The organism is Alteromonas sp. KUL106, from assembly GCF_009811415.1.
Taxonomy (GTDB): domain Bacteria; phylum Pseudomonadota; class Gammaproteobacteria; order Enterobacterales; family Alteromonadaceae; genus Alteromonas.
The window spans coordinates 41,259-65,442 of record NZ_BLIG01000047.1 but is presented as its reverse complement, the minus strand read 5'-3'; the positions used below and the strand labels follow the sequence as shown (position 1 = coordinate 65,442).

At 44.0% G+C, this 24,184-nt stretch carries 26 protein-coding genes; 4 read left to right on the top strand and 22 right to left on the bottom strand.

Annotated features, from left to right (window positions below; translation table 11 throughout):
* Nucleotides 1-56: 56 nt before the first annotated feature.
* Complete coding sequence (rph, locus tag GVO63_RS16285; protein WP_071817690.1) at nt 57-770, bottom strand: ribonuclease PH; 714 nt, start codon at nt 768-770, stop codon at nt 57-59.
* A gap of 295 nt (nt 771-1,065) precedes the next feature.
* On the opposite strand from rph, the gene GVO63_RS16280 reads away from it, so the two are divergent.
* The 3 genes from GVO63_RS16280 (at nt 1,066) to GVO63_RS16270 (ending at nt 4,185) form a co-directional block, all read left to right on the top strand.
* Nucleotides 1,066-1,929 (top strand): YicC/YloC family endoribonuclease, encoded by an 864-nt coding sequence (locus GVO63_RS16280; protein WP_159491818.1) that lies wholly within the window; start codon nt 1,066-1,068, stop codon nt 1,927-1,929.
* 487 nt (nt 1,930-2,416) lie between these two features.
* Nucleotides 2,417-3,418 carry a LacI family DNA-binding transcriptional regulator gene (locus GVO63_RS16275; RefSeq protein ID WP_159491820.1) on the top strand — a complete coding sequence of 334 codons (1,002 nt, stop codon included), beginning with the start codon at nt 2,417-2,419 and terminating at the stop codon, nt 3,416-3,418.
* Between the two features lie 302 nt (nt 3,419-3,720).
* Entirely contained in the window at nt 3,721-4,185 is a 465-nt protein-coding gene (locus GVO63_RS16270) for a nuclear transport factor 2 family protein (RefSeq protein ID WP_159581298.1), read from the top strand.
* Nucleotides 4,186-4,237: 52 nt separating this feature from the next.
* Here GVO63_RS16270 and GVO63_RS16265 read toward each other — a convergent pair whose 3' ends face one another.
* From GVO63_RS16265 to GVO63_RS16255, 3 genes are all read right to left on the bottom strand, one after another.
* Nucleotides 4,238-4,879, bottom strand: a complete 642-nt coding sequence (locus GVO63_RS16265) for an OmpA family protein (RefSeq protein ID WP_039221278.1) — start codon at nt 4,877-4,879, stop codon at nt 4,238-4,240.
* Nucleotides 4,880-5,248: 369 nt separating this feature from the next.
* Nucleotides 5,249-6,451 carry an HD-GYP domain-containing protein gene (locus tag GVO63_RS16260; RefSeq protein ID WP_159581296.1) on the bottom strand — a complete coding sequence of 401 codons (1,203 nt, stop codon included), beginning with the start codon at nt 6,449-6,451 and terminating at the stop codon, nt 5,249-5,251.
* Between the two features lie 49 nt (nt 6,452-6,500).
* Nucleotides 6,501-6,839 (bottom strand): MGMT family protein, encoded by a 339-nt coding sequence (locus GVO63_RS16255; RefSeq protein WP_159491901.1) that lies wholly within the window; start codon nt 6,837-6,839, stop codon nt 6,501-6,503.
* A gap of 83 nt (nt 6,840-6,922) precedes the next feature.
* On the opposite strand from GVO63_RS16255, the gene GVO63_RS16250 reads away from it, so the two are divergent.
* A complete protein-coding gene (locus GVO63_RS16250; RefSeq protein ID WP_159491828.1) occupies nt 6,923-7,507 on the top strand; it encodes a tRNA-uridine aminocarboxypropyltransferase in 585 nt (194 codons plus the stop codon).
* Nucleotides 7,508-7,527: 20 nt separating this feature from the next.
* On the opposite strand, the gene GVO63_RS16245 is transcribed toward GVO63_RS16250, so the two are convergent.
* From GVO63_RS16245 to mioC, 18 genes are all read right to left on the bottom strand, one after another.
* Nucleotides 7,528-8,127, bottom strand: coding sequence for a glutathione S-transferase family protein (locus GVO63_RS16245; RefSeq protein ID WP_159581294.1), 600 nt, complete (start codon nt 8,125-8,127; stop codon nt 7,528-7,530).
* Nucleotides 8,128-8,220: 93 nt separating this feature from the next.
* Nucleotides 8,221-9,207, bottom strand: coding sequence for a hypothetical protein (locus tag GVO63_RS16240; RefSeq protein WP_159581292.1), 987 nt, complete (start codon nt 9,205-9,207; stop codon nt 8,221-8,223).
* Nucleotides 9,208-9,401: 194 nt separating this feature from the next.
* Entirely contained in the window at nt 9,402-9,815 is a 414-nt protein-coding gene (locus tag GVO63_RS16235; RefSeq protein ID WP_159491834.1) for a F0F1 ATP synthase subunit epsilon, read from the bottom strand.
* A gap of 60 nt (nt 9,816-9,875) precedes the next feature.
* Entirely contained in the window at nt 9,876-11,261 is a 1,386-nt protein-coding gene (gene atpD / locus GVO63_RS16230; protein WP_159581290.1) for a F0F1 ATP synthase subunit beta, read from the bottom strand.
* A gap of 33 nt (nt 11,262-11,294) precedes the next feature.
* The gene (gene atpG, locus GVO63_RS16225; protein ID WP_012520217.1) at nt 11,295-12,155 is read right to left on the bottom strand and encodes a F0F1 ATP synthase subunit gamma; all 861 of its coding nucleotides are present in this window, start codon (nt 12,153-12,155) and stop codon (nt 11,295-11,297) included.
* A 58-nt stretch (nt 12,156-12,213) separates the two neighbouring features.
* Nucleotides 12,214-13,755, bottom strand: coding sequence for a F0F1 ATP synthase subunit alpha (atpA, locus tag GVO63_RS16220; RefSeq protein WP_159491838.1), 1,542 nt, complete (start codon nt 13,753-13,755; stop codon nt 12,214-12,216).
* 13 nt (nt 13,756-13,768) lie between these two features.
* Nucleotides 13,769-14,302: a F0F1 ATP synthase subunit delta gene (gene atpH / locus GVO63_RS16215; RefSeq protein ID WP_159581288.1), complete on the bottom strand. Its 534-nt coding sequence runs from the start codon at nt 14,300-14,302 to the stop codon at nt 13,769-13,771.
* Between the two features lie 14 nt (nt 14,303-14,316).
* Complete coding sequence (atpF, locus tag GVO63_RS16210; RefSeq protein WP_159491842.1) at nt 14,317-14,787, bottom strand: F0F1 ATP synthase subunit B; 471 nt, start codon at nt 14,785-14,787, stop codon at nt 14,317-14,319.
* Between the two features lie 45 nt (nt 14,788-14,832).
* Complete coding sequence (gene atpE / locus GVO63_RS16205; RefSeq protein ID WP_012520222.1) at nt 14,833-15,054, bottom strand: F0F1 ATP synthase subunit C; 222 nt, start codon at nt 15,052-15,054, stop codon at nt 14,833-14,835.
* Between the two features lie 100 nt (nt 15,055-15,154).
* On the bottom strand, nt 15,155-15,988 hold the full coding sequence (gene atpB / locus GVO63_RS16200) for a F0F1 ATP synthase subunit A (RefSeq protein ID WP_159491844.1): 834 nt from the start codon (nt 15,986-15,988) through the stop codon (nt 15,155-15,157).
* Between the two features lie 100 nt (nt 15,989-16,088).
* Nucleotides 16,089-16,475: an ATP synthase subunit I gene (locus tag GVO63_RS16195; RefSeq protein WP_159491846.1), complete on the bottom strand. Its 387-nt coding sequence runs from the start codon at nt 16,473-16,475 to the stop codon at nt 16,089-16,091.
* A gap of 206 nt (nt 16,476-16,681) precedes the next feature.
* Nucleotides 16,682-17,560, bottom strand: coding sequence for a ParB/RepB/Spo0J family partition protein (locus tag GVO63_RS16190; protein WP_159491848.1), 879 nt, complete (start codon nt 17,558-17,560; stop codon nt 16,682-16,684).
* Nucleotides 17,561-17,605: 45 nt separating this feature from the next.
* Entirely contained in the window at nt 17,606-18,400 is a 795-nt protein-coding gene (locus GVO63_RS16185; RefSeq protein ID WP_159491850.1) for a ParA family protein, read from the bottom strand.
* Between the two features lie 35 nt (nt 18,401-18,435).
* On the bottom strand, nt 18,436-19,071 hold the full coding sequence (rsmG, locus tag GVO63_RS16180; protein ID WP_159581286.1) for a 16S rRNA (guanine(527)-N(7))-methyltransferase RsmG: 636 nt from the start codon (nt 19,069-19,071) through the stop codon (nt 18,436-18,438).
* Nucleotides 19,072-19,356: 285 nt separating this feature from the next.
* A complete protein-coding gene (mnmG, locus tag GVO63_RS16175) occupies nt 19,357-21,258 on the bottom strand; it encodes a tRNA uridine-5-carboxymethylaminomethyl(34) synthesis enzyme MnmG (protein ID WP_159581284.1) in 1,902 nt (633 codons plus the stop codon).
* Nucleotides 21,259-22,187: 929 nt separating this feature from the next.
* Nucleotides 22,188-23,015, bottom strand: coding sequence for an ATP-binding protein (locus tag GVO63_RS16170; protein WP_159491856.1), 828 nt, complete (start codon nt 23,013-23,015; stop codon nt 22,188-22,190).
* A gap of 6 nt (nt 23,016-23,021) precedes the next feature.
* Nucleotides 23,022-23,690 carry a DnaT-like ssDNA-binding domain-containing protein gene (locus tag GVO63_RS16165; RefSeq protein ID WP_159491858.1) on the bottom strand — a complete coding sequence of 223 codons (669 nt, stop codon included), beginning with the start codon at nt 23,688-23,690 and terminating at the stop codon, nt 23,022-23,024.
* A gap of 27 nt (nt 23,691-23,717) precedes the next feature.
* On the bottom strand, nt 23,718-24,155 hold the full coding sequence (gene mioC, locus GVO63_RS16160) for an FMN-binding protein MioC (RefSeq protein WP_159581282.1): 438 nt from the start codon (nt 24,153-24,155) through the stop codon (nt 23,718-23,720).
* Between the last annotated feature and the right edge of the window lie 29 nt (nt 24,156-24,184).

Sequence of the window (24,184 nt, the reverse complement as noted above, 5' to 3'; positions counted from 1 at the left end):
GACCTCTTAATTGATGGTTTTCGCGCTGACTACTTATCTGCGCTCTAACTGAATGTCTACGCAAGTGCCGCTTTTTGTATATCGAACAATTCACGCAAGCCATGCTTACCAATCTTCAACATTTCATCGAGCTCTTCAAACGAGAAAGGCTCGCCTTCAGCCGTACCTTGAACTTCAATCAGTTTACCTGTTTCCGTCATTACGATGTTCATGTCTGTTTCAGCTTCAGAGTCTTCAGTGTACTCAAGATCAGCAATAGGCATACCTTCGTAAATGCCAACTGAAAGCGCTGCAATCATATGCTTAAGGGGGTTAGTTTTGATAATCCCTTTCGCTCGCATGTAAGTGAGTGCATCAACAAGTGCAACACACGCACCCGTAATTGACGCGGTTCGCGTACCGCCGTCGGCCTGGATTACGTCACAATCTAGCGTGATCGTATTCTCGCCAAGTAACTTTAAATCTACCGCTGCACGTAATGAACGTGCAATAAGACGTTGAATTTCTAATGTACGACCACCTTGCTTACCACGCGCTGCTTCACGACCACTGCGCGTATGCGTTGCGCGCGGAAGCATGCTGTATTCAGCCGTGATCCAGCCTTTCCCTTGGCCCTTCATAAAGCGTGGCACACCTTCTTCAACCGTCGCGTTACACAACACCTTGGTGTTACCAAACTCTACAAGTACAGAGCCCTCTGCGTGACAAGTGTATTGGCGAGTAATAGTAACAGGGCGAATTTGACTGGCGGTTCTGCCGCTTGGACGCATAGTGTTCTCCACAACGTAAATGCTTAAAGGGTTAGCCCGATTCAGGTTTCGCAGCGTCGAAAGATAACTGTCAAAACACGGTGAAAACCTGAAAATAAAACAGGGCTATAAAATTACGCCTAAGTATAACGCAATACCCCCAAGCGTTAAAAACGAACTTTACATGTTTGCATATTGAAAATCGTAAATGTGGGTTAATATACAAAGTACAAGAAAACCTGCCCTCGATTTTCACGTATACAACACGACGTTCGGGTTGTTTTTGCAGGCTTTTAGAAAAATTTTAAGGATATTTATGATTTACAGCATGACAGCGTTCGCTCGCGTTGAAACCAAAAAAGATTGGGGCTCTGCAGTATGGGAAATACGCTCCGTTAACCAACGCTTTTTAGAAACTTATTTTCGTCTACCCGAACAGTTTCGTTCACTTGAACCTGTCTTACGCGAACGTTTTCGCAAAAAGTTAGCGCGAGGTAAAGTAGAGTGCGCGCTGCGTTTTACCGCGAACGATGCGGCTGTAACGAAACTTAGCTTAAATGAAGAGCTGGCGAAGCAAGTGCTTCACGCGGCAGACTGGGTGCAGTCTCATGGCCAATCTACTGGTGTTAATCCACTAGACGTTTTGCGCTGGCCTGGGGTAATTGCAGCAGAAGAAGCCGATATGGACACTATCCAAGGTGATGTAATGTCGGCGTTCGACCAGGCATTAGACGACTTTATTAGTGCTCGCGGCACTGAAGGTGAAGCACTAAAAGGCATGATCGTACAGCGTTTGGACGCCATTGAAGCTGAAGCGGAAAAAGTGGCTGCAAGGATGCCTGAAATTATGGTGTGGCAGCGTGAGAAGGTGCAGGCACGTTTTGAAGAAGCAAAAGTAGAACTTGATGCCGGACGTTTTGAACAAGAAATGATCATGCTGGCACAAAAGGTTGATGTAGCGGAAGAGCTAGACCGCCTCAACACTCACGTTAAGGAAACCCGCAACATCCTTAAAAAAGGTGGAGCAGTGGGCCGCCGTCTCGATTTTATGATGCAGGAATTCAACCGTGAATCGAACACTCTCGGCTCTAAATCAATCAGTACCGATATCACACAATCAGCGGTGGAGCTAAAAGTATTGATAGAGCAAATGCGAGAGCAGATCCAAAACATAGAATAGCTTTGCTGGATTAAACATTACCCGCCTCTAAATATCCCTCGCGCCCTGTTATTCAGTTATAGATACAGGGCCTTTTATTTTTCTTATCCAAATCATTTGGCCAATATCTGTCGCGGTTTGAGTGACTGCTGATGTTCACACATTGCAGAAGACGCAACGCCACCCTACAACATCACATAGAAGAGAACTGATACGCGGTTTTGTTATGAAGCCGAATAGAGAACACCCTGAAAGAAAGCCCTTTCTTCAAAAAAGAGAATTTTTAACTCAGTTAAGAAACCGCTTTCTAAGCCTGGCAGAAACCTACAAAGACTCACGTATTGCTATGATTTAATGGGCTTTGTTTTTCCCTCATGAAAAATCAAATTGATAAGTCTTGCGTCAGCAACATTGAGCTTAATAGTACAGATTCTACATAGCGAATAAGCCTTTATGGCGGCATAATACGAGTAACACTATGCATTAGTTGAGAGCGAGGTTTTATCAAGTGCCTACCATTTATCAAGTTGCCGAGCGCGCAGGCGTCTCACTTTCTACGGTATCCCGTGTTTTGAATGGTAAAGCCTCGGTAAACAAAGCATTGAAGGAACGGGTAGAGGAAGCCATTAAGGAACTCAACTACCGTCCAAACGCTGTAGCACGCTCTTTAGCTAATAATCGAACAGACAGTGTAGGTGTGCTTATTCCAAAACGTAACGCTTCAGTTTTTAGTGAAACGCTACAAGCATTAGAATGTACATTACGAAAAGCACATAAGCATGTCGTTATCGCAATGGGTGACCCAGGTATAGAAGCAGAAAAAGAGGCTGTAGAGTTTCTTGTTAGCCGTAATTGCGACGCGTTAATTATAGATTCAGAGACCTTATCTGACGAATACCTTGTGAATTTGAATCAAACCACCTTGCCCACCGTTTTATTAGATCGGCACATCGAAGAAATACCCGACGCGTGTTTCACATTTAATAATGAGAAAGGAGGTTATTTAGCCACTCGACATTTACTTGAGTTGGGCCATAAAAGTATTGCTTATTTATCTGGCCCTGTAAGTAAAGCAGCGGCAGGTTCACGTTTAACAGGGCATAAACGTGCACTTTTAGAAGCGGGACTTACGGTCAACCCACAACTCATATTCAACGGAGATGCTTCCGAGAATGATGGTGAGAGAGGGCTGCTTGAGTTAATGGCACGAGACTTACCTTTTTCGGCACTGGTCTGCGCAAGTAATGGCATGGCGTCGGGGGCAATAGGCTGTGCAAGAGACTTAGGAATGCGTCTGCCGCACGACCTATCCATTGTGGGTTACGACGACATGCTTATTGCACATCATCTTCATCCAAAATTGACGGCTGTCCATCACTCACGTGCAGACATGGCAGCAATAGCTGCCACGTACATTTTAAATAAAGTTTATGGACAGACTCACCACATTCAGCCGAGTTTTGAGCCTTCACTCGTTGTAAGAGAATCAACGTTAGAGTTCGCAAATTAATATCGTACGCATGAATTTCTGGCGAGCGAAATATAGGTTGATATACAGACAATAAGCGATGAAAAGTGCGTTAATCTAACGACATGCCCGCTATAACTGGTATCAGTTTACGTTTTCGACAGTTCATTCTTTCGCTACCGCTGTTTCATGTGAAACATATCTATGTGATAAAGGCAGATGCGGGCAAATAACGGGGCTCAACGTGTTGGTCGATAAAGTAAATATTCTGACTAGGCATGCTCAATGTAAAATTACATCTAAACACAATAGTGACGGGAACAATCTGGGAATGAGGAGATAAAATGAGATACATATTTGCAGCGCTGCTTTTAATGGTGTCGTGCTCATCAATGGCCAACAATGACGTAAAGTCGGTAAATGATGTGCTTGATTCATTACACGATAGCGCCTCGAAGGCGCAGTTCGATAGTTATTTTTCGCTTTATCATGAAGATGCCGTTTTTATTGGTACTGATGCGTCAGAAGTGTGGAGTAAAGAAGCATTTAAAGCTTATGCCAAACCTCATTTTGACAAAGGCAACGGATGGACCTATCACCCGAGAGATAGGCACGTGTACTTTTCACCAAACAAAGACGTAGCGTGGTTTGACGAACTTCTTGATAATAAAAAACTTGGCGAAACCCGGGGTACCGGTGTGTTGGTCAAGGAAGGAGATATCTGGCTAATCAGTCAGTATCATTTAACTATTCCCATTCCAAATCAAATTGCGGGTGCAGTAGCAGAGCAAATAAAAGCATTGCAATGACTAAAGCCCCCACTAGGGGGGCTTTGAGCCTAATATGAATGTGAGTACTTACTTAGGTGTTCGACTGAGTAAGTGGTTGAATTTCCATCTCAACGCGACGATTCATCGAACGATTGGCCGCACTATTGTTAGGTACTTTCGGGGCATATTCACCCATACCGACCGTTGTAATCCGAGTTGGGTTTACCGAATAATTAATAAGTAGGTTCTTCACAGCACCTGCGCGACGCTCAGACAATGACTGGTTATATTGCTCTGAGCCTGTATCGTCAGTGTGGCCTTTAATCATTAAAACGGTTTTTTCGTAATTATTAACTACCTTAGCAACGTCTTGAAGGACCGGATTGAAGTTAGGGCTGATGCTAGAACTGTCAGTGGCAAAGGTAATATCGCCGGGCATGATCAAGCGTAGGTTGTCCCCTTCACGGACCACCTGAACACCAGTGTCGGAAAGCTCAGTTCTAAGTTCTTCTTCTTGCTTATCCATATAGTTACCAATTGCGCCACCAGCAATTGCGCCTACCGCAGCACCCCAAGCATAGCGGCTCTTATCATTATCACCCGTTGCTTTGCCCAGTAACGCACCAACAACAGCACCGATCGCCGCACCTTTTTGCGTATTGTTAGGATCCGTCGCACAACCTGCAACCGTTAATGAAGCAGCAATTAAACTTACAGCGAGAGTCTTTTTCATAATGTCCTCTTCTCTAATTAAAAAGCGTACTGAAGACAGATTTTGTGAATCCGATAACATCGTCAGTAAGCGCTAATACAAAAGTGTCTTAACATACTAGTCAGCAAAAAATGTTCCACTCACCTAATACCCCCTGTGATATATCGTTTCAAACGAATAAACTCAGGCGAGATAGGTATGCGTTTTTTCCTTTGCAAAACAAATACAAAAGAAGGAATTAATCACTGTATTTGGACAATATTTTAAACCGTTCAACCTGAACACAGGCTAAACGAACAGGGTGGAGTAGAAAGTAGAAGAAGAATGTAAAGCCAATAAAAGTAACTCGACCTTTGTAAATCATACAAACTGTTGCCTAAAAGCAACGTACTACCCTACAGAAACTGAGCGTTCGAAGAATCCGTTCACGTCAATTTTGTAGTCAGAGGCAACAACTGCTTTCATTATGCTTATGGTTTTGTCTACAGAAAGGTCTATATCTCTGGGGGTTAAATAATGGCTATTGCGTACAGAATAAAACACTTTGACTATAGGAGTTAACGGAGACTCCTTTTGCTCTAGCACCATCGCCAACCGCTCATTTGACAGCAAAACCAGACTGCCAACAGGATAAACACCTAAGCACATAATGAATTGCTGAACTAACGCTTTATCTAAACGAGAAGGCGCGTCACTCATCAAAATTGAAAATGCCTTTTGGCTGGACATACCTGGCTTATATACACGATCAGCGGTGAGCGCATCATACATATCTGCAATCGCCAGCATTCGGCCAGCTTTACTGATCGCCTCGCCTTGTTTACCAGCAGGATAGCCCAAACCGTCTAATCTCTCGTGATGCTCACTAATCGTGCGAACGAGTGGAGCAGGAATATTCATACTCTGCAGGTAGTCAACACCGTGATTAACATGCCCTTTCATTATCTCCATTTCGCCTTCAGTAAGACGTCCTGGTTTATGGAGAATTTCGTCTGGAATTTTGATTTTACCTAGATCATGGAGAAAGCCAGCGTATGACAGGTCTTGCACTTCCTCTTCTGACATACCTAAATAGTTGCCAAAATTAGCCAGCAGAATAGCGACATTGAGGGAATGCTCTAAGAGATAGTCATCCTTTTCACGAATTTTAGTTAGACAGAGTAGAGCGTCAGGGTTTCTGTCCATTGACTCCACCAGCTTATTTGAAAAAGCTTTAGGTATGCTTGTATCAAAGGGCGTTTCTTTCTGAACGTTTTCAAGCAAGAGTTTTTGAATGTCTTTCCCTTGCTGATGTAATTTAGATGCTCTGGTAAGCTCTTTTTCTAAGGATACGGTTTTAGTTGGCGATAAGACGTTTTTAGAAGGCTCATCTTGCGTGTTCTCAGACGATGCAGAAGGAAATGCTTCCCCAACGTCAAAGCTTTTGTCTGTATCAATGGCCAACGTTTTTACACCGCGTTTTTTGAGTGTATTGACTACGTCTGCAGATGTGACTCTACCTTGACTTTTAACAGTCAATGCGCCTTTCTGTTCAAGTATTTGATGAACAAACATGCCGGGCACTAACTGATCAATAGTAATTTTTTTTATCATTATAAACGCAGTTTACCTTTATCTAATCACTCTTGCTTCCAAAGAGATGTTAGTACTTCAACTCAACCAATATAGTGTGTAAATCTGGAGACCAAGCGAAGGTTTTCATATTTACTCGATTATTTTCTACCACCACACCCTCTGAGAGTAAACGTTCTCGTTGCTCATTGCCACGGTCCGAATTATAAGGAAATGCGATTTTACCATCGGACCTGAGTACCCGATGCCAATTGCAGTCCGCTTTAATTTCCTGCAGGCATTTTCCCATCATTCTGGCTCTACCTGGAAGACCGCATAAATCAGCTAATAGACCATAACTGATAACAGAACCTTTAGGTACTATAGAAAGGGTATGTTCTACGCGTAATAATACTGCGCTATTGACCATCATGTATATTATTCTAGCAGTTAAATACTTACTGTATTCGCTGTACTCTATCATTATTAACGAAAGGTTTAAAAAGTCTGATTATGCGCCTTTATTGTGCTCGCTGTGGCTATCCACAAAATACCTGCATTTGCGACCATATTAATAGGGTTGATGTATCGTTAAATCTAACGGTTATTCAGCATGAAAAAGAAGCTAAGCACGCGAAAAATACGGTTAAGCTTCTCTCGCTGTGTATCCCCACTGCTCGAGTCGTGCCTGCAAATGACCACAACGCCATGACGGCATTGTCAATACAGTGTACTGAGAAGCACTGCGCGCTTGTTTATCCAAGTGAAAAGAGTATTGCTTTGGAAAGTATTTCAAGCGATAGAGCAAGTGACATTTCAACGCTTTTACTGATAGATGGAAGCTGGAAGCAAGCGTTTAGTATCGTCAAGAAAAACCCTTGGCTAGAAAATTTGCCAGCTTTTCATTTTAGCGCTGCGCCACCTTCAAACTACCTCATTCGCCATACTTCCGTTGATAACGCGCTTTCGACACTTGAAGCGACAGCTTATGCGATAAGCTGCCTAGAAAGGACTGATGTAAGCGCCCTGTACAACGCTCAAAACGCACTTCAAAAGCACTGGCAAAGCCCATTATCTCATCGAAGAAAGTTGCCATGAGCATCCATATAGATAACGTACTAAGCTTCCATAGGAATAAAGCCGTTCTGTTCCCTTATTAAACCTATCCAATTGCGAATAGCAGGATAGGGAGCAAGGTCGAATCCCCCCTCATGCGCAACATGGGTATAAGCGAATAAAGAAATATCCGCCAAACTAATCACATCACCTAGCAAAAACGGCGTAAGAGTAAGCTGATGTTCCATTACGGCGAGCGCGCGGTAACCGCCCGCTTGCTTAGAGGCATACTCTGCTTTTTTATCATCAGGAAGCCCTAAGTAGACATTGATATAACGCGCTACAGCGATATAGGGCTCATGGCTATATTGCTCGAAGAACTGCCATTGTAATAGCTGTGCAAACTGATAAGGCGATGAGGGTATAAACGGGGTATTTGAAGCAATGTAATGCATAATTGCATTTGACTCTGATAGCACTCTGCCATCATCTAATTCAAGCAAGGGAATTTTGCCATTAGGCGTTTTCTCGAGAAAGGAAGGTGATCTTGTTTCCCCTTTCATGATATCCACGTTAACCCACTCACAGGTCTTACCTAATAAAGATAAAAGCAACTGCAGCTTATAGCAGTTCCCAGAACGCGTATCACCGTATATTCGCACAAAGTCATTCCTGTCAGCTTAGGTACATTTAACATAGCAATGCCGGCTGCTAGTGACAATCATTATTGAGGCTTCTTTGTCTTAAGTACAACATCAACGATAGTGTGGTAGTCGCGTTATCCACTCTACGATAAAGAGCAATACCCACGAAAAAGGAACCAGCGCAATACAAGCGAAGACTCTTGCCTTGTCTCTTGGTGCAAAAATGCGCGACCCCATTTTGTTTACACGTTCTTTTTCACTTTCCAAGTCTTCTATGGAAACCGCCGTAGCGGGTAACTGACCCGTGGCACAGCGCTTGATGCCTTTCTCTATCTCTCTATCAAGCTCTATAAGCACTGCTTTTTGCTCTTTTCCTAGCATATTTATGAGCTTAATGACTGGCCAAAATAGATAAAACGCCACTACGCCAGTAAAAAAAGTTACGCCCATGACATCGATAGAAGGAATATCTTTTTTCAGCCAGAATATGGGAAATATAGCGAGCGCGCCCATTGCAAATATACTGTTAGCCGTACCTAACTTTAAAACGATTATTATTGATTTGAGTCGGTCTATATGGTCATTAGCTTGAGGTAATACATTGTTTATAAGGTATTTTATGTTTGAAGATATTTGAAATAGAAACAGTATTGCTAAGAACCAAAAAGGCACTGCCGTAGCAGTAAGAAATAAAACGTGAATTTCCTGCTTAACGGTTATGAGCCCTTCAAAAATGCAATATAAGACTGTGATCATGATAGATATAATTATTGCATTGAATAAATGAAGTTTAAATTCGGCGGCTAATTCTCTTCTATGAGCTGAGAATTGGCTTAATTGATTGGTTTTCACCAGCAAGGATATAAGCGTGCTGGCTACATTCTGATGCATAAGACGCAGAGCAAACCAAAAATATCCTGTAATAAACGACATACCAATTGCAGAATTGAAATCTCGCTGCGCCCGGACATTTCCAGCTTCAGGCCAGTCTAAAGCTCCAGTGAAGTAATGCACTGATAGTAAAATCAATGTCGTGAGAAGAGGAAAAAAGCCAATAGATGCACCTTTGTACATATTGGTGTAGGGGTTGAGTTTCATTTACTTTATTCAGTGCTTACATAGAGAGAAATTTTTAATCGTAATACGTTTTATTTTCACTGGGCCAGCAAAGTAACGATAAGCTTTGTGTGGTGTGATAGCAATAGAAATAAACGTAAGAGAATGTGAACGTCTACTTTTCGTTCCGCAATAAAAAACCCGCCATTTGGCGGGTTTTTTCAAAGCTGTGCTTTTTACTTGCGTAACTTCTGAATAAGGCGAAGTTGTGCAATTGCTTCTGCAAGCTGATTGGCTGCTTCTGCATAATTAAAGTCAGCGCCTGGATTGGCGATGTGCTCTTCTGCACGTCGTTTGGCTTCTTGTGCCGCCTGCTCGTCAAGATCTTCAGCTCGAACTGCAGTGTCAGCAAGTACGGTGACGTTGCCGGGCTGTACTTCTAGTACACCACCAGCAACATAAATTACTTCTTCTTCACCGTGCTGTTTAACCAAACGCACCATACCAGGTTTAATAGCAGAGATAAGTGGCGCGTGACCTGGGTGGATACCCAACTCACCTTCGCTACCTGTCACCTGAATCGTTTCCACGCGTCCTGAGAAAATCGCTTTCTCTGCGCTTACTACGTCCAAATGTACTGTCATTGCCATGTGAACCTCCTGATTAGGTACGCGAGCATGATGCTTGGCCAGCCTAAGCTAGCCTAACACTTATGCTTTCTTGGCTTTCTCTAACGCTTCGTCAATAGAGCCAACCATGTAGAAGGCCTGCTCTGGAAGGTGATCGTACTCACCATCTAGAATGCCTTTAAAGCCACTGATTGTATCTTTAAGTGCAACGTATTTGCCTGGCGCACCAGTAAATACTTCTGCAACGAAGAACGGCTGAGAAAGGAAACGCTGAATCTTACGAGCACGTGATACCACTTGCTTGTCTTCTTCAGATAGTTCGTCCATACCTAAGATCGCGATGATATCTTTCAGCTCTTTATAGCGCTGAAGAACAGTCTGTACGCCACGTGCTACGTCGTAGTGCTCTTGACCGATTACTAGTGGGTCTAACTGACGAGACGTTGAATCTAGTGGGTCTACCGCAGGGTAGATACCAAGAGACGCGATATCACGAGAAAGTACTACCGTTGCGTCTAAGTGAGCAAAGGTTGTCGCTGGCGATGGGTCAGTCAAGTCATCCGCAGGTACGTATACCGCTTGGATTGACGTGATTGAACCTGTCTTCGTTGACGTAATACGTTCCTGAAGTACACCCATCTCTTCCGCTAGAGTAGGCTGGTAACCTACCGCAGATGGCATACGACCTAGAAGTGCTGATACTTCAGTACCTGCTAGGGTATAACGATAGATGTTATCTACGAAGAATAGAACGTCACGGCCTTCGTCACGGAACTTCTCAGCCATTGTTAGACCGGTAAGTGCAACACGCAGACGGTTACCCGGTGGCTCGTTCATCTGACCGTATACAAGCGATACTTTATCAAGTACGTTTGAATCGTTCATTTCGTGATAGAAGTCGTTACCCTCACGCGTACGCTCACCAACACCAGCGAATACTGAGAAACCACTGTGCTCGATTGCGATGTTACGGATAAGTTCCATCATGTTTACGGTTTTACCTACACCCGCACCACCGAATAGACCAACTTTACCACCCTTAGCGAATGGGCAAACCAAGTCGATTACCTTGATACCAGTTTCTAGTAGTTCTACCGAGCTAGACTGTTCTTCGTAGCTAGGCGCTTCACGGTGAATAGACATACGCTCTTCTTCACCAATTGGACCTGCTTCGTCGATTGGGTTACCCAATACGTCCATGATACGACCTAGTGTCTTCGTACCCACTGGAACCATGATTGGGTTGCCGGTATTTGCTACTGCTAGACCACGTTTTAGTCCGTCAGTAGTACCTAGTGCGATGCCACGAACAACACCGCCACCTAATTGCTGTTGCACTTCCAGGGTTAGACCTGACAAGTCACCTTCGGTAACTTGTAGTGCGTCATAAACTCTTGGTACCGCATCTTGTGGAAATTCAATATCCACAACGGCGCCAATGATTTGGACGACCTTACCTTGACTCATAATTTGTCCTCGTTATCTCTTTTAAACCTTTGCCTACACCGCTGCGGCACCGCTCACAATCTCACTGATTTCTTGTGTGATTGCAGCCTGACGCGCTTTGTTATATACCAGTTGTAACTCATCAATGAGGTTACCGGCGTTGTCGGTTGCTGCCTTCATGGCAACCATTCGCGCAGCTTGTTCTGACGCCGCGTTTTCTACAACACCCTGATACACCTGAGACTCAATGTAGCGAACCATTAGTGCTTCCAAAATCTCTTTTGGATCTGGCTCGTAGATGTAGTCCCAACGATGTTGATATTCTTCGTCTTCTGACTTTGGCAAAGGCAATAACTGATTGATCACAGGTTTCTGTGTCATGGTGTTAACGAAGTCATTGAATACCAAGAATACTCGGTCAATTTGTCCTTCGTCGTACGCTTTAAGCATAACGCGTACAACACCCACTACATCGCTCACCGACGGCTTGTCACCTAAACCAGATTCAGCAGCAAGCAACTTGCCACCAAAACGGTTGAAGAAACTGCACGCTTTAGAACCTAATGCAGCGAAATCCACTTCTACACCCTGTTCACGCCATTTTTTGACGTCTTGAGTGACGAGCTTAAATTCATTGGTGTTCAAGCCACCACATAAGCCTCGGTCAGTGGAAATCACAATGTAACCGACGCGCTTGACTTCACGCTCTTCCAAATAAGGATGGCGATATTCAAGGTTACCGTTTGCAATGTGACCAATCACTTTAAGCATATTTTGTGCATATGGACGGCCAGAAGCCATGCGTTCCTGCGCCTTTTTCATTTTAGACGCAGCAACCATTTCCATCGCACTGGTAATCTTCTGAGTATTTTTAATACTCCCAATCTTACCTTTTATTTCTTTACCGCTGGCCATGACTATCTCTCCGATTACTCAACGTATTGCGCTGGTGGTTAAACACCAGCACCATTGATTACCAAGTTTGTGTCGCTTTAAAGTTTGTTAAAGCGTCGTTCAACTTAGAGGCAATCTCGTCGTTGTAGTTACCTGATTCGTTGATAGTCTTCATAAGGTCAGCGTGTTCGCTGTTCATGTAAGAATGAAGAGCAGATTCAAAATCTAGGATTTTGTTAAGCTCGATACCCTTAAGGAAACCTTTTTCTACCGCGAACAGAGATACACCCATATCAGCAATTGAAAGTGGTGCGTACTGCTTCTGCTTCATTAGCTCAGTTACGCGCTCACCGTGCTCAAGTTGCTCACGAGTTGCGTCATCAAGGTCAGATGCAAACTGCGAGAACGCCGCAAGTTCACGATACTGTGCTAGGGCTAGACGGATACCGCCACCCAATTTCTTGATGATTTTAGTCTGTGCAGCACCACCAACACGAGATACCGAGATACCAGCGTTAACCGCTGGACGGATACCTGCGTTAAACAAGTCAGTTTCTAGGAAGATCTGACCGTCGGTAATTGAGATTACGTTAGTTGGTACGAATGCAGATACGTCACCAGCTTGCGTTTCGATAATTGGAAGCGCAGTCAATGAACCTGTCTTACCTTTCACTTCGCCGTTTGTGTAACGCTCAACGTATTGCTCGTTTACACGTGCAGCACGTTCTAGTAGACGTGAGTGAAGGTAGAATACGTCACCTGGGTATGCTTCACGGCCTGGTGGACGCTTAAGTAGTAGTGAGATTTGACGGTAAGCAACAGCTTGCTTAGACAAATCATCATATACGATTAGCGCGTCTTCACCGCGGTCGCGGAAGAATTCACCCATAGTACAACCAGAGTAAGGCGCTAGGTATTGAAGCGCTGCAGACTCAGATGCAGATGCGGCAACCACGATAGTGTGGTCTAGGGCACCGTGCTCTTCTAGTTTACGTACTACGTTAGCGATAGTAGACGCTTTCTGACCAACCGCTACGTACACACACTTAATGCCTGTGCCTTTTTGGTTGATGATAGCGTCAACAGCCATTGCTGTTTTACCACACTGACGGTCACCGATGATAAGCTCACGCTGACCACGACCAACTGGGATCATAGCATCAACTGACTTATAACCAGTTTGTACTGGCTGGTCTACCGATTGACGTTCGATTACGCCAGGTGCAATTTTTTCAACAGGCTCGAAACCCGCTGCGTCGATTGCGCCTTTACCATCGATAGGCTCACCAAGTGTGTTTACAACACGACCTAGTAGTGCATTACCTACTGGTACTTCAAGAATACGGCCAGTAGATTGTACTTTATCGCCTTCTTTCAGGTCCGCATAAGGACCCATTACAACTGCACCTACAGAGTCTCGCTCAAGGTTTAGTGCAATTGCGTAACGGCTTCCAGGAAGCTCAATCATTTCACCTTGCATTACATCTGCAAGGCCATGAATGCGGATAATACCGTCAGTTACTGCGACGATAGTACCTTCATTACGTGCTTCACTGCTTACATTGAACTGTTCAATTCTTTTCTTGATCAGTTCAGCAATTTCAGTGGAATTAAGTTGCATGCTCTTATCCCCGTTATGCTTGCAACGCGTCTGCTAGACGGTTCAATTTCGACTTTACGGAACCATCAATAACTGTATCACCGGCATTTATTACCATTCCAGCGATCAGGGCAGGGTCCACGTTACAATTAAGCTTCACTTTACGTGCCAAACGTTTTTCCAAAGATGCAATCAACTCATTAAGTTGTGCATCGGTCAGCGTAGATGCTGAGGTTACGTCCACTTCTATTTCTTTGTCATAGTCAGCTTTAAATGCGTCAAACAAAGCAGAAATTTCAGGCAACGCGGCTAAACGTTTATTCTCAGCCAAAACCTTAACTAGGTTTTGGCCGTGTTCGTCGAGTTGCTCACCACAAACATTGTTAAAAATGTCGGCTAGCGTGTCTGCTGACACCGCACCAGTCAATAACTGATGCATATCTTCGTTGTCAGCAACTGCGCTAGCGAAAGCGAGCATTTCTTGCCATTTAACAACGGCATCTTTCTCGACTGCAAAATCGAAAGCAGCTTTAGCATAAGGACGAGCAACGGTTGTCAATTCAGACATGGCTCATCTCCCTCTTAAAGCTCAGCGACAAGTTTTTCAACAATGTCGTTTTGTGCGTTAGCATCGATTTCACGTTGTAAGATTTGCTGTGCGCCAGCCACTGCAAGAGCAGCAACCTGCTTACGCAAATCTTCTTTGGCACGATTGCGTTCAGCTTCAATCTCGGCATAACCAGAAGCGATAATTTTCTCGCGTTCCGCATGGCCTTTTTGCGTTTCTTCGTCAACCAATTGGTTGGCACGCTTTTTAGCCTGCTCGATAATTTCAGCTGCTTGCGCTTTCGCATCTTTCAATTGCTCAGTAGCTTTCGCTTGAGCAAGCTCTAGGTCTTTCTCTGCACGTTCAGAAGCTTCAAGCCCATCGGCGATTTTCTTCTGACGTTCTTCAATCGCTGCCATCAGTGGAGGCCATACATATTTCATGCAGAACACCACGAACACAGCGAAGGCGATTAATTGACCGATAAAAGTGGCGTTAAAATTCACAATCGCCCCTCCTCTTAAAGTTCGCTAAAAAAGTGTTTAGTAATATTAGGCACCAACAGCGAACAATAGGTATAGAGCGATACCAACACCGATCATCGCGATGGCGTCGATAAGACCCGCTACGATGAACATCTTAACTTGTAGTTGAGGTGCTAGTTCTGGTTGACGAGCAGCAGATTCAAGGAATTTACCACCTAGTAGACCGAAACCAATAGCGGTACCAAGGGCGCCAAGACCAATCAGTAGTGCAACAGCGATGTATAACATTTACGTCTCCGATTTAAGTTAAATTTAAAGTTAATGTTTAAAAGTCAAACTCTGTAAAAAACGGTGCCGGATTTTCCAGGTGACCGACACCCGTTAATGCTTAGTGTTCTTCACACGCCAGGCTTAAGTACACAATGGTTAACATCATGAATATAAACGCCTGAAGTGGTAGTACAAGAATATGGAATACAGCCCACATAAAGTGCAGTGGAAGCTGGAAGTAACCAATTGTAGCAATCAAAATGAAGATTAGCTCACTGGCGTACAAGTTACCGAACAAACGCAATGCGAGTGAAAGCGGGCGAGCAAGCAGTGTAACCGTCTCAAGAATGAAGTTCACCGGAATAAAGATAGGGTGACCGAAAGGCTGCATCGTGAGCTCTTTCGCAAAACCGCCAATGCCTTTCATTTTGATTGAATAGAAAAGAATTAGAATGAATACGCCTGAAGCCAGTGCAAACGTTAAGTTAAGGTCAGTAGTCGGTACTGCCTTGTTGTAAACGTCGTGCGGATCCATACCAAAAGCCGCCTGACCAATCAGACCAGAAACCCATGGAATTAAATCAACCGGCACCAAGTCCATAAGGTTCATTAACAAGACCCATACAAAGATAGTCAGTGCTAATGGTGCAATAAGCGCACTCTTACCATGGAACGTGCTCTTCACGTTATCGTCAACAAACTCAACGACAAGCTCAACAAACGCCTGCATTTTGCCAGGTACGCCTGTTGTTGCTTTTGAAGCAACGCTTCTAAAAATAATTAAGAAAAGAAGACCAAGACCGATTGACCATGCCAGTGTATCAACATGCCATGCCCAAAAACCAGCTTCAGAACACGCTTTGTTGAACGCGATTCCGTTGTCAGTTGAGCACATGGTGGCATTGGTCAAGTGGTGCTTGATGTATTCTGAGGTAGTGTATTCAGATGCCATTGTTTAACCCAAGTTGTAAAGTGTAAAAATTTGGTGACTGGTTCTTGTGTTTCAGTCGGTCGAATAAGGCATTTTCGTTATCGCAACGCACAGGTTGTCTTTATTCTTTCGTACCGTAATGAAACATGGCAAGCCCGTGGCTCGCCGTTGTAATCACAAATGCCATGAAAATTTCCAATGGCGCGGCGTTTAAGCCTCTAAATGCAATTACAAATAAAATGATTGTCAGTGCCAGCTTCAATTTTGAACCTTGGCTAAAACTCCGTGCTACAAGCTCGTTTTTACTTGCGCCTACATAGCGAAACGCGAAGACAGCAAACACGATATTTGGCAAGATACTTATCGAAGCACCTGCCGCTACCGAGATGGCGGAATGACTTCCCCCAGCAGCGCTTGCTAAAACGACAATGAATAAGGCTGTGATTGCCTGAAAAAGTAGCCCTTTCTTGGCGAGGTCTAACCCGCGTTTTGCTAACTTGTTCGTCACTTTTTCTCGCAGCTTGTTCACGTCTTACAAAAAGCGTCAGAAGTATACTGTTTTACCGACAATTTTCAACAGTACATCGCTTTTTGAAAGTTATTCTGAAAATATTCTATTGCTATAACCGGAAAGGAGAGTGTCCGTTGCTTGTATCAGACAGCGTATCGATTGCGGGTAGGCAAGGGTAGTTATCTCTTTTTTATAATTATAAATTATTGAATTTTAGATATAATTCCATCTAATTGTTCAAGATCACTAAAACTAATCGTCAGTTTACCTTTGCCTTTCGCATTATGGTCAATGCTCACGGGCGTGCCCAAATTTTCTGAAAGTCGGGTCATAAGGTTTTGCACATCTGGATCAATTTTCTTCTCAGGCTTAGGTTGAGCGGGTTCTAAAAGCTTTTTAACGAGTTTTTCGGTGTCGCGAACTGTAAGACCTTTGCCCGAAACCACTTGTGCCGTTTCAGATTGGGTTTCACCTTCTAGCGCTAATAGCGCACGCGCATGCCCCATCTCAATATCACCGTGCTCAACTAATAACTTTACGTCGTCATTCAAGTTGTTAAGGCGAAGCAAATTTGTCACTGTGGTACGTGATTTACCCACCGCTTCAGCCACTTCTTGGTGAGTAAGCGCGAATTCGTTCATTAGACGATCAAGGGCTTGTGCCTCTTCCATCGCGTTTAAGTCTTCACGCTGTATGTTTTCAATAAGTGCAATGGCAACGGCGGCCTCATCCGGCACATTTTTGACGATACATGGTATTTCATCTAACTGAGCGAGTTGTGCTGCTCGCCAGCGACGCTCACCCGCGATAATTTCATAACGATGATCGTCGACTCTTCTCACAACGATAGGCTGAATAATACCTTGGGCGCGGATTGAAGATGCTAACTCTTCTAAAGCCTCTGGTGACATGTCTTTACGAGGCTGATATTTCCCCGGCACTAAATATTCAATAGGGAGCTTTTTTAACTCACCATTTGTTGAACTGACCTCGGCTGCATCCTGTTCTCTTTGAGAAGATGATTGGCTGGTTGCGAGTAATGCATCTAAACCGCGGCCAAGGCCTCTTTTACGTGCTGACATAGTATCCTCTATGACATGTGCTGATCATATTCAGCGTATTGTCGTTTAACTTGCTTTTGCCTGGGTAGGCGATGTTTTATCCCTACGGCGCAGTATTTCACCCGCCAATGCCAAATAAGCTTTTGCACCCGTCGATGACTTATCATAGTACATCGCAGGTGTCCCGAAACTTGGCGCTTCGGCAAGACGAACATTGCGTGGTATCACTGTGCGATAAACCTGCTCACCAAAGTGGCGCTTAAGCTGTTCTGAAACATCGTTAGCTAGGCGGTTTCGCGGGTCGTACATAGTACGCAATACGCCTTCAATCTTCAATTCAGGATTTACCACTGACGCTAATTTTTGAATGGTGTCCATCAACGCTGTCAACCCTTCTAGCGCGTAGTATTCACACTGCATAGGTACCATGACAGAATCGGCCGCAGCAAGGGCATTTACCGTAAGCTGATTGAGAGATGGAGGGCAGTCAATAAATATAAAATCGTAATAATCCATCACTGGCTTCAGAGCATTGCGAAGCCGTACTTCACGGGCAAACATTTCCATCAGTTTAATTTCAGCCGCAGTAACGTCACCATTGGCTGCAATCAAATCGTACTTTCCTGCTGTGCTTTTCACTACAACGTCGTTAATAGGCTTTTCTTCAATCAACAATTCAAATGCCGTGGATTCAACGTCGTACTTATCAACGCCGCTTCCCATGGTGGCATTACCCTGTGGGTCGAGATCGATAAGCAATACTTTGCGTTTAGTTGCAGCCATTGAGGCCGCCACATTCACCGCGGTAGTTGTTTTACCAACACCACCTTTTTGATTCGCGATCGCGATTACCTTAGCCACGTTTGATCCTGTTATCGTCTATTTCTATTTTTTAGCTATTTCTTTTTTAGCCAAACCAGATGTCGTTCGCCTACCAAATTTGGCACAGTGAGATTTTCCGTTCTGCTCACATGAAAGTGATCACTCACTTCGTCTATCTCATCTTGTGGAAACTGACCTTTCAGCGCCAAAAATTGACCTTCTGAATCTACCAGATGTTGACACCAGTGCAACATATCTTTTAGCGAAGCGAAAGCGCGACTTAACACAATATCATAAGGAAATTCACCATTGTGCTCTTCCACGCGACTCTGAACGGGGGTTGCGTTGGTCAAGCCAAGTGTATGTACAGATTGCTTCATAAAGCGTACACGCTTGCCTAAAGAATCGAGCAACGTAAACGACTTTTCTGGGAAAGCTATCGCTAGCGGCATTCCTGGAAGCCCCGGACCTGTTCCCACATCAATGATATTGTCGCCTTCGAGAAACGGCACGATTGCTAACGAGTCTAAGATATGTTTGACCATCATCTGCTTCGGGTCGCGTACAGAAGTGAGGTTATAGGCCTTATTCCATTTGTCCATCAGCAACACATAATCAACGAGTTGTTGCTGTTGCTTATCACTTAAACGTAATGAAAGAGCGTCGAGCCCAGAAACCAAAATGGTGTGCAATTCTTGCTGTATAGTCATCGAAAAGTCTGTTTATTCGCGTTGAAATATTGTGCTTTACGCAGTTCCACATTGCTAAACACGTCATGTGTTAATCGTTACTGCATTATGTCCAGTCACGCTTATTTTCAATCCTTTCGCGTTTTTGAGCAAACGCGATATCAAAAGGTGTGACCACTGCAGTCGGAACGGGCAATAGGTTTGTGTGAAAAGCGCCGAGTTATACTTTCTCTTATTTTCACCATGATACGCGAATACGTGAGAAAAACTAAGCGCTACGAGTTGTATTATGAATGAAAGCGCGATTTACGCGCTCATCTTTTCGTGCTTGCGCAACATACCGTGTTTTTTTAGGTAAACCAGCAAAAGAGAAATTGCCGCTGGTGTAATACCAGAGATACGCGACGCTTTACCTATTGTTTCCGGTCTCGCTTCAGTGAGTTTCGCAACAACTTCATTTGATAAGCCTGAAATCTTACTGAAGTCCATATCAACAGGCAGTAACGTGTTTTCGTGGCGCTGTGTCTTTGCTATCTCATCCATTTGACGGGCGATGTAACCCGCATATTTAATTTGAATTTCCACTTGCTCTGATGCAATAGGATCGTCAAGGCCAGGACCAACGCTCTCAATTTCCATTAGCTGGCTGTAGGTCATTTCAGGTCGTCGGATCAACTCTTCAAGGGAATGCTCACGACTTACCGGGTTTTTAAGCATCGTATTCAACTGAGGCGCTGCTGCGTGTTCAGGATGGATCCACTGTCCTCTTAAACGCTGTAACTCACGTTCTACCGCTTCCATTTTCTGATTGAACTTCGCCCAACGCGCTTCATCAACAAGACCAATCTCTCGTCCCATGGCCGTTAAACGACTGTCAGCATTGTCTTCACGAAGAAGCAAACGATACTCAGCACGACTAGTAAACATGCGATAGGGTTCTTTCGTTCCCATCGTTGCCAAGTCATCGATCAATACGCCCATGTAAGCTTGGTCTCTGCGTAACACGAGTGGATCTTTTTGCTGCACTTGTAACGCTGCGTTCGCACCAGCCACTAACCCTTGTGCTCCTGCTTCTTCGTAACCCGTTGTGCCGTTTATTTGACCAGCAAAGAACAAACCGTTAATAAACTTAGTCTCAAGTGTTTGTTTTAAATCACGAGGATCAAAGAAATCATATTCGATGGCGTAGCCTGGACGAACAATATGCGCGTTCTCGAAGCCTTTGATAGAGCGCACAAGGTTCATCTGTACGTCGAAGGGCAAACTGGTCGAAATACCATTGGGGTACACTTCTATGCTGTTTAGCCCTTCAGGCTCTACGAAAATTTGGTGTGACGATTTGTCAGCAAATCGCGTAATTTTATCCTCGATACTTGGGCAATAACGCGGTCCAATACCTTCGATAACGCCGGTGAACATAGGCGAGCGATCCAATCCACCACGAATAATCTCGTGAGTTTTCTCGTTAGTGTGCGTGATATAACACGGGATCTGCGTTGGATGCAGAGTTCTGTCACCCATGAATGAAAATACCGGCGTTGGATCATCGCCTGGTTGAGGCTGCATCACAGAAAAGTCCAATGAGCGGGCATCGAGTCGCGCCGGTGTCCCCGTTTTAAGGCGATCTACGCGAAACGGAAGGGCACGTAATCTGTCAGCAAGCGCGATAGAAGGGGGATCGCCTGCACGTCCACCGCGGTAATTTTCAAGACCAATATGAATCGTTCCACCGAGAAACGTACCCACGGTCAAAACCACTGTTTTGGCTTTAAATTTCAAGCCCATTTGAGTGACAACACCACATACGCGATCATTTTCGACGATAAGATCGTCTACGCTTTGTTGAAACAGCGTAAGGTTTTTCTGATTTTCAACGATATCTCGAATGGCATTTTTGTAAAGCGTTCTATCAGCTTGCGCACGTGTAGCGCGAACCGCTGGGCCTTTTGAAGAATTGAGTGTTCTAAACTGAATACCACCTTTGTCGATAGCTAATGCCATTGCGCCGCCTAACGCATCGATCTCTTTTACAAGGTGGCCTTTTCCGATCCCGCCTATTGCAGGGTTACATGACATCTGACCGATCGTTTCGATATTGTGAGTAAGCAAAAGCGTGTTTGCACCCATGCGAGCTGCTGCTAGTGCAGCCTCAGTACCCGCATGTCCACCACCAACAACGATGACATCAAATGCTTCAGCATAAAACATGGTTAAACCTCACTATTCACGGACGATAAGCCTAATAAAAACAATTTTTTCAAACAGAGATTGCTGAAAAAAGGGCGCGTATTTTATCTGACTTATTGGATAAAGAAAATGATTAAATTTTCCTCAAAACCTTTTTGAATAAAAGGTGTGATCGATTAATAAGATCTTAAGATCTCTTTTAGATCTGTTTATTTTTACTTTTATTAGGATCGTGCATTTCTGTGGGTAACCGATCAAAGCATCTAAAGATCATCAAGTTACGCGATCAATAACATTGGGAAACACCGATCCATAACCCTATCTGAATCTTGTGTATAAAGTGCCTTTTTATCCACATGCCGTTTTGTTTGAAAAGTTATTCTTTTTTCGATCAGAGCTTATACACAGTGCGTTGTAGGATCCTATCCACAGGGGTGATCAAGATGTGATCCAGCTGGGGATAAAATGTTTGCTAATTATGTATCGCGATCAGAAGATCGTGTAGTTACGTGCCTTATAGCGTGATCTCATTGTGGAGGAGATCTTTATTGAATCCTGTGATTAGATCGGTCGATCTTATTTTTAAAACACACCACAATGAATGATTGGTTTCAGTCACAGCCTAAAATAATCAGTAAAATATCTCGTTTTTTACTCAACATGTATCCTTGTGCACCACAATAAATGTGTTCACGTAGATAACGTGCGTATTTAGGTAACGTCTTATTGAGTCGATCAAGACGATTTGTCGGTCATCTATGACGAAAAAGTGTCTCTTTCACAGTCTGCCTTTGAACTAAACACCTTATACCAGTGCGCAATTAGCTATGCAGATTGATTTTAACGTTGAAAAAACAGGTTTTTAAATAGCACGGAGTGCTTTGTACAAACGGTGAGAATAGATAAGGTCAATAGATAGTGAAATGAGACGGTGAGTACACCAGGTGCTATTAGCGCACCTGGTTTGGTTGATAGCGTGGTTGAGCAACAGAACCTTGCATGTCTTCTTGCTCAATGGTTAAACCCTCACGTCGACTAGGCCCTTGGAACCTGACTTTGTAAGTGTCGTACTCTTTAATGGATTCAAAACAGTAATTGCCCAGCGCATTCTCAAGCTCGGCTAAATTATGATTAGTGATCAAAATACAGTTTTTCTTGTTCACTAATCGCTGCCTTAATAGATTTCCGAACCAGCTTTGTGCATTCTTTTTTAGCGCAGACTCATTGACACAAACCTCATCCAATATCAGCAAATCGACATCGAGAAGTTCTTGGTTTATCTCTCTGTAACGTTGGCTTGCATTATCAGTTGCAGAAAAGTCGAAAGAAAAATTACGCATTTCAAGCAGGGTAGAAAGCTGACGATAAAGCACAGAAATCTCATATTGCTCAATAAGCTGATGAGCTATTGCTCCGGCAATATGCGATTTACCGCGTCCGTAGTCGCCGTAAAAAATCATCATGTGGGAGCCACTTTGTCGCCATGCTGGATCGTCGTGTGCTGCAATGAAAGACTGTGCGATAGAGACAGCTTCAATGACATCGTCGCTATCTTCCACTAAATTAGCAAAGGTCCACTTCGGATTTAGGTCTGAACGGCCATGAATAGCTTCTATGCGCGCTTTCTTGCTACGCTGCTGTAGTTGCGCTATTTCTTCGTTAGCTTTTGCTTCGTATTGCTTACGTAACGTTTTGTAGTCGATATATTCACTATTGGGATCGACGTCTTTTTTCAGTGCTCTGGCTAAATTAGCAATTTTGTCAGTTATACGATCCATATCGATTTATCTCTTCTTAGTTGCGGCGTATTTTTCCACCAGCTTTTTCGCATTATCATCTGCTTCTATACCGGCTGCAACTTTCACTTGTTGTGTACCCACAACTTTTGTAGGCGCATAGCCTGAAGCAAGACGCTTGCGCTTGATATTGTTCGCAAATTTCTGTGTCCACTGAAACTCACTAAACACAGAACTAGGCCTACCCAACCAGTAAGCAATGAATTCTCCTACTTCATTTTCATCAAATGTTTTATCAATGATACCCAGCAGTGAGGCCATTTCTTCAAACAGCGCCTTATTTGGCGTCCAATTAGCGGTCATGGCACTATGACGACTATGGAGCTGCTCAAAATCTGACTGTGGTTCACTCAAAAGGGGGAGAAGTAGGGTTTTACCATTAATGGTATGCTCAAGATCTAATTCAAGGGGCAGGGCAACTAAGCCTACTTGTTCAAGCTGTTTGATTAAGCTATTAATTTGGCGACCCCGTTGATAGGTATCGTCTTTATTGTCGCCATTTAGCAGAGCTAAAAGTTGCTTATAATCAAGCGGCGCTGAAGATGTGGTGGCTTGATTGGCCCCTAAGCGAAGCCCAAGTAAATATAGCACCCTGCAATCGTTAGAGAGCGGCGACTGCAGCGCAGCAAGTTCTGCTTGGGTTAAGCTAGTGGTCATTACATTGGGTCCTTGGTGAAGCGTCTTTTAGGCGTTCGCTAACTTTTCGTCAAACCATTCTACCGCAGCATCTTCAGGAATAGGGTGTTCAAGTACATCGATGTAAAGGGCGTCGGTAATGAGCTTCCCACCCCCATTTATAATGTGCTTTTCCATTTCTTTGGCACCGAAACAAAATGTGTCGTAACTGGTGTCACCCAGCCCAATAACGTATGCTTTGACCGCGCTTAAATCTGCGCCCTCTAGCTGTTTGGCAAACGGCTGGATATTGTCAGGGAGTTCGCCCGCACCATGGGTAGACGTGCATACTATCCAAGTCGAGTCTGTTTTAATCGTTTCCAAATCTGGTTCGGCGTGAATTGTGTGGGTATGTCCATGCGCTTCAAGCTTTTCAGCAATAGCGTCTGCCACATATTCTGCGGCGCCCAGCATGGTGCCGACAATAATTTCAAAATGCTTACTCATGAATGTACTATTTCTTTAATTAAGGTTGT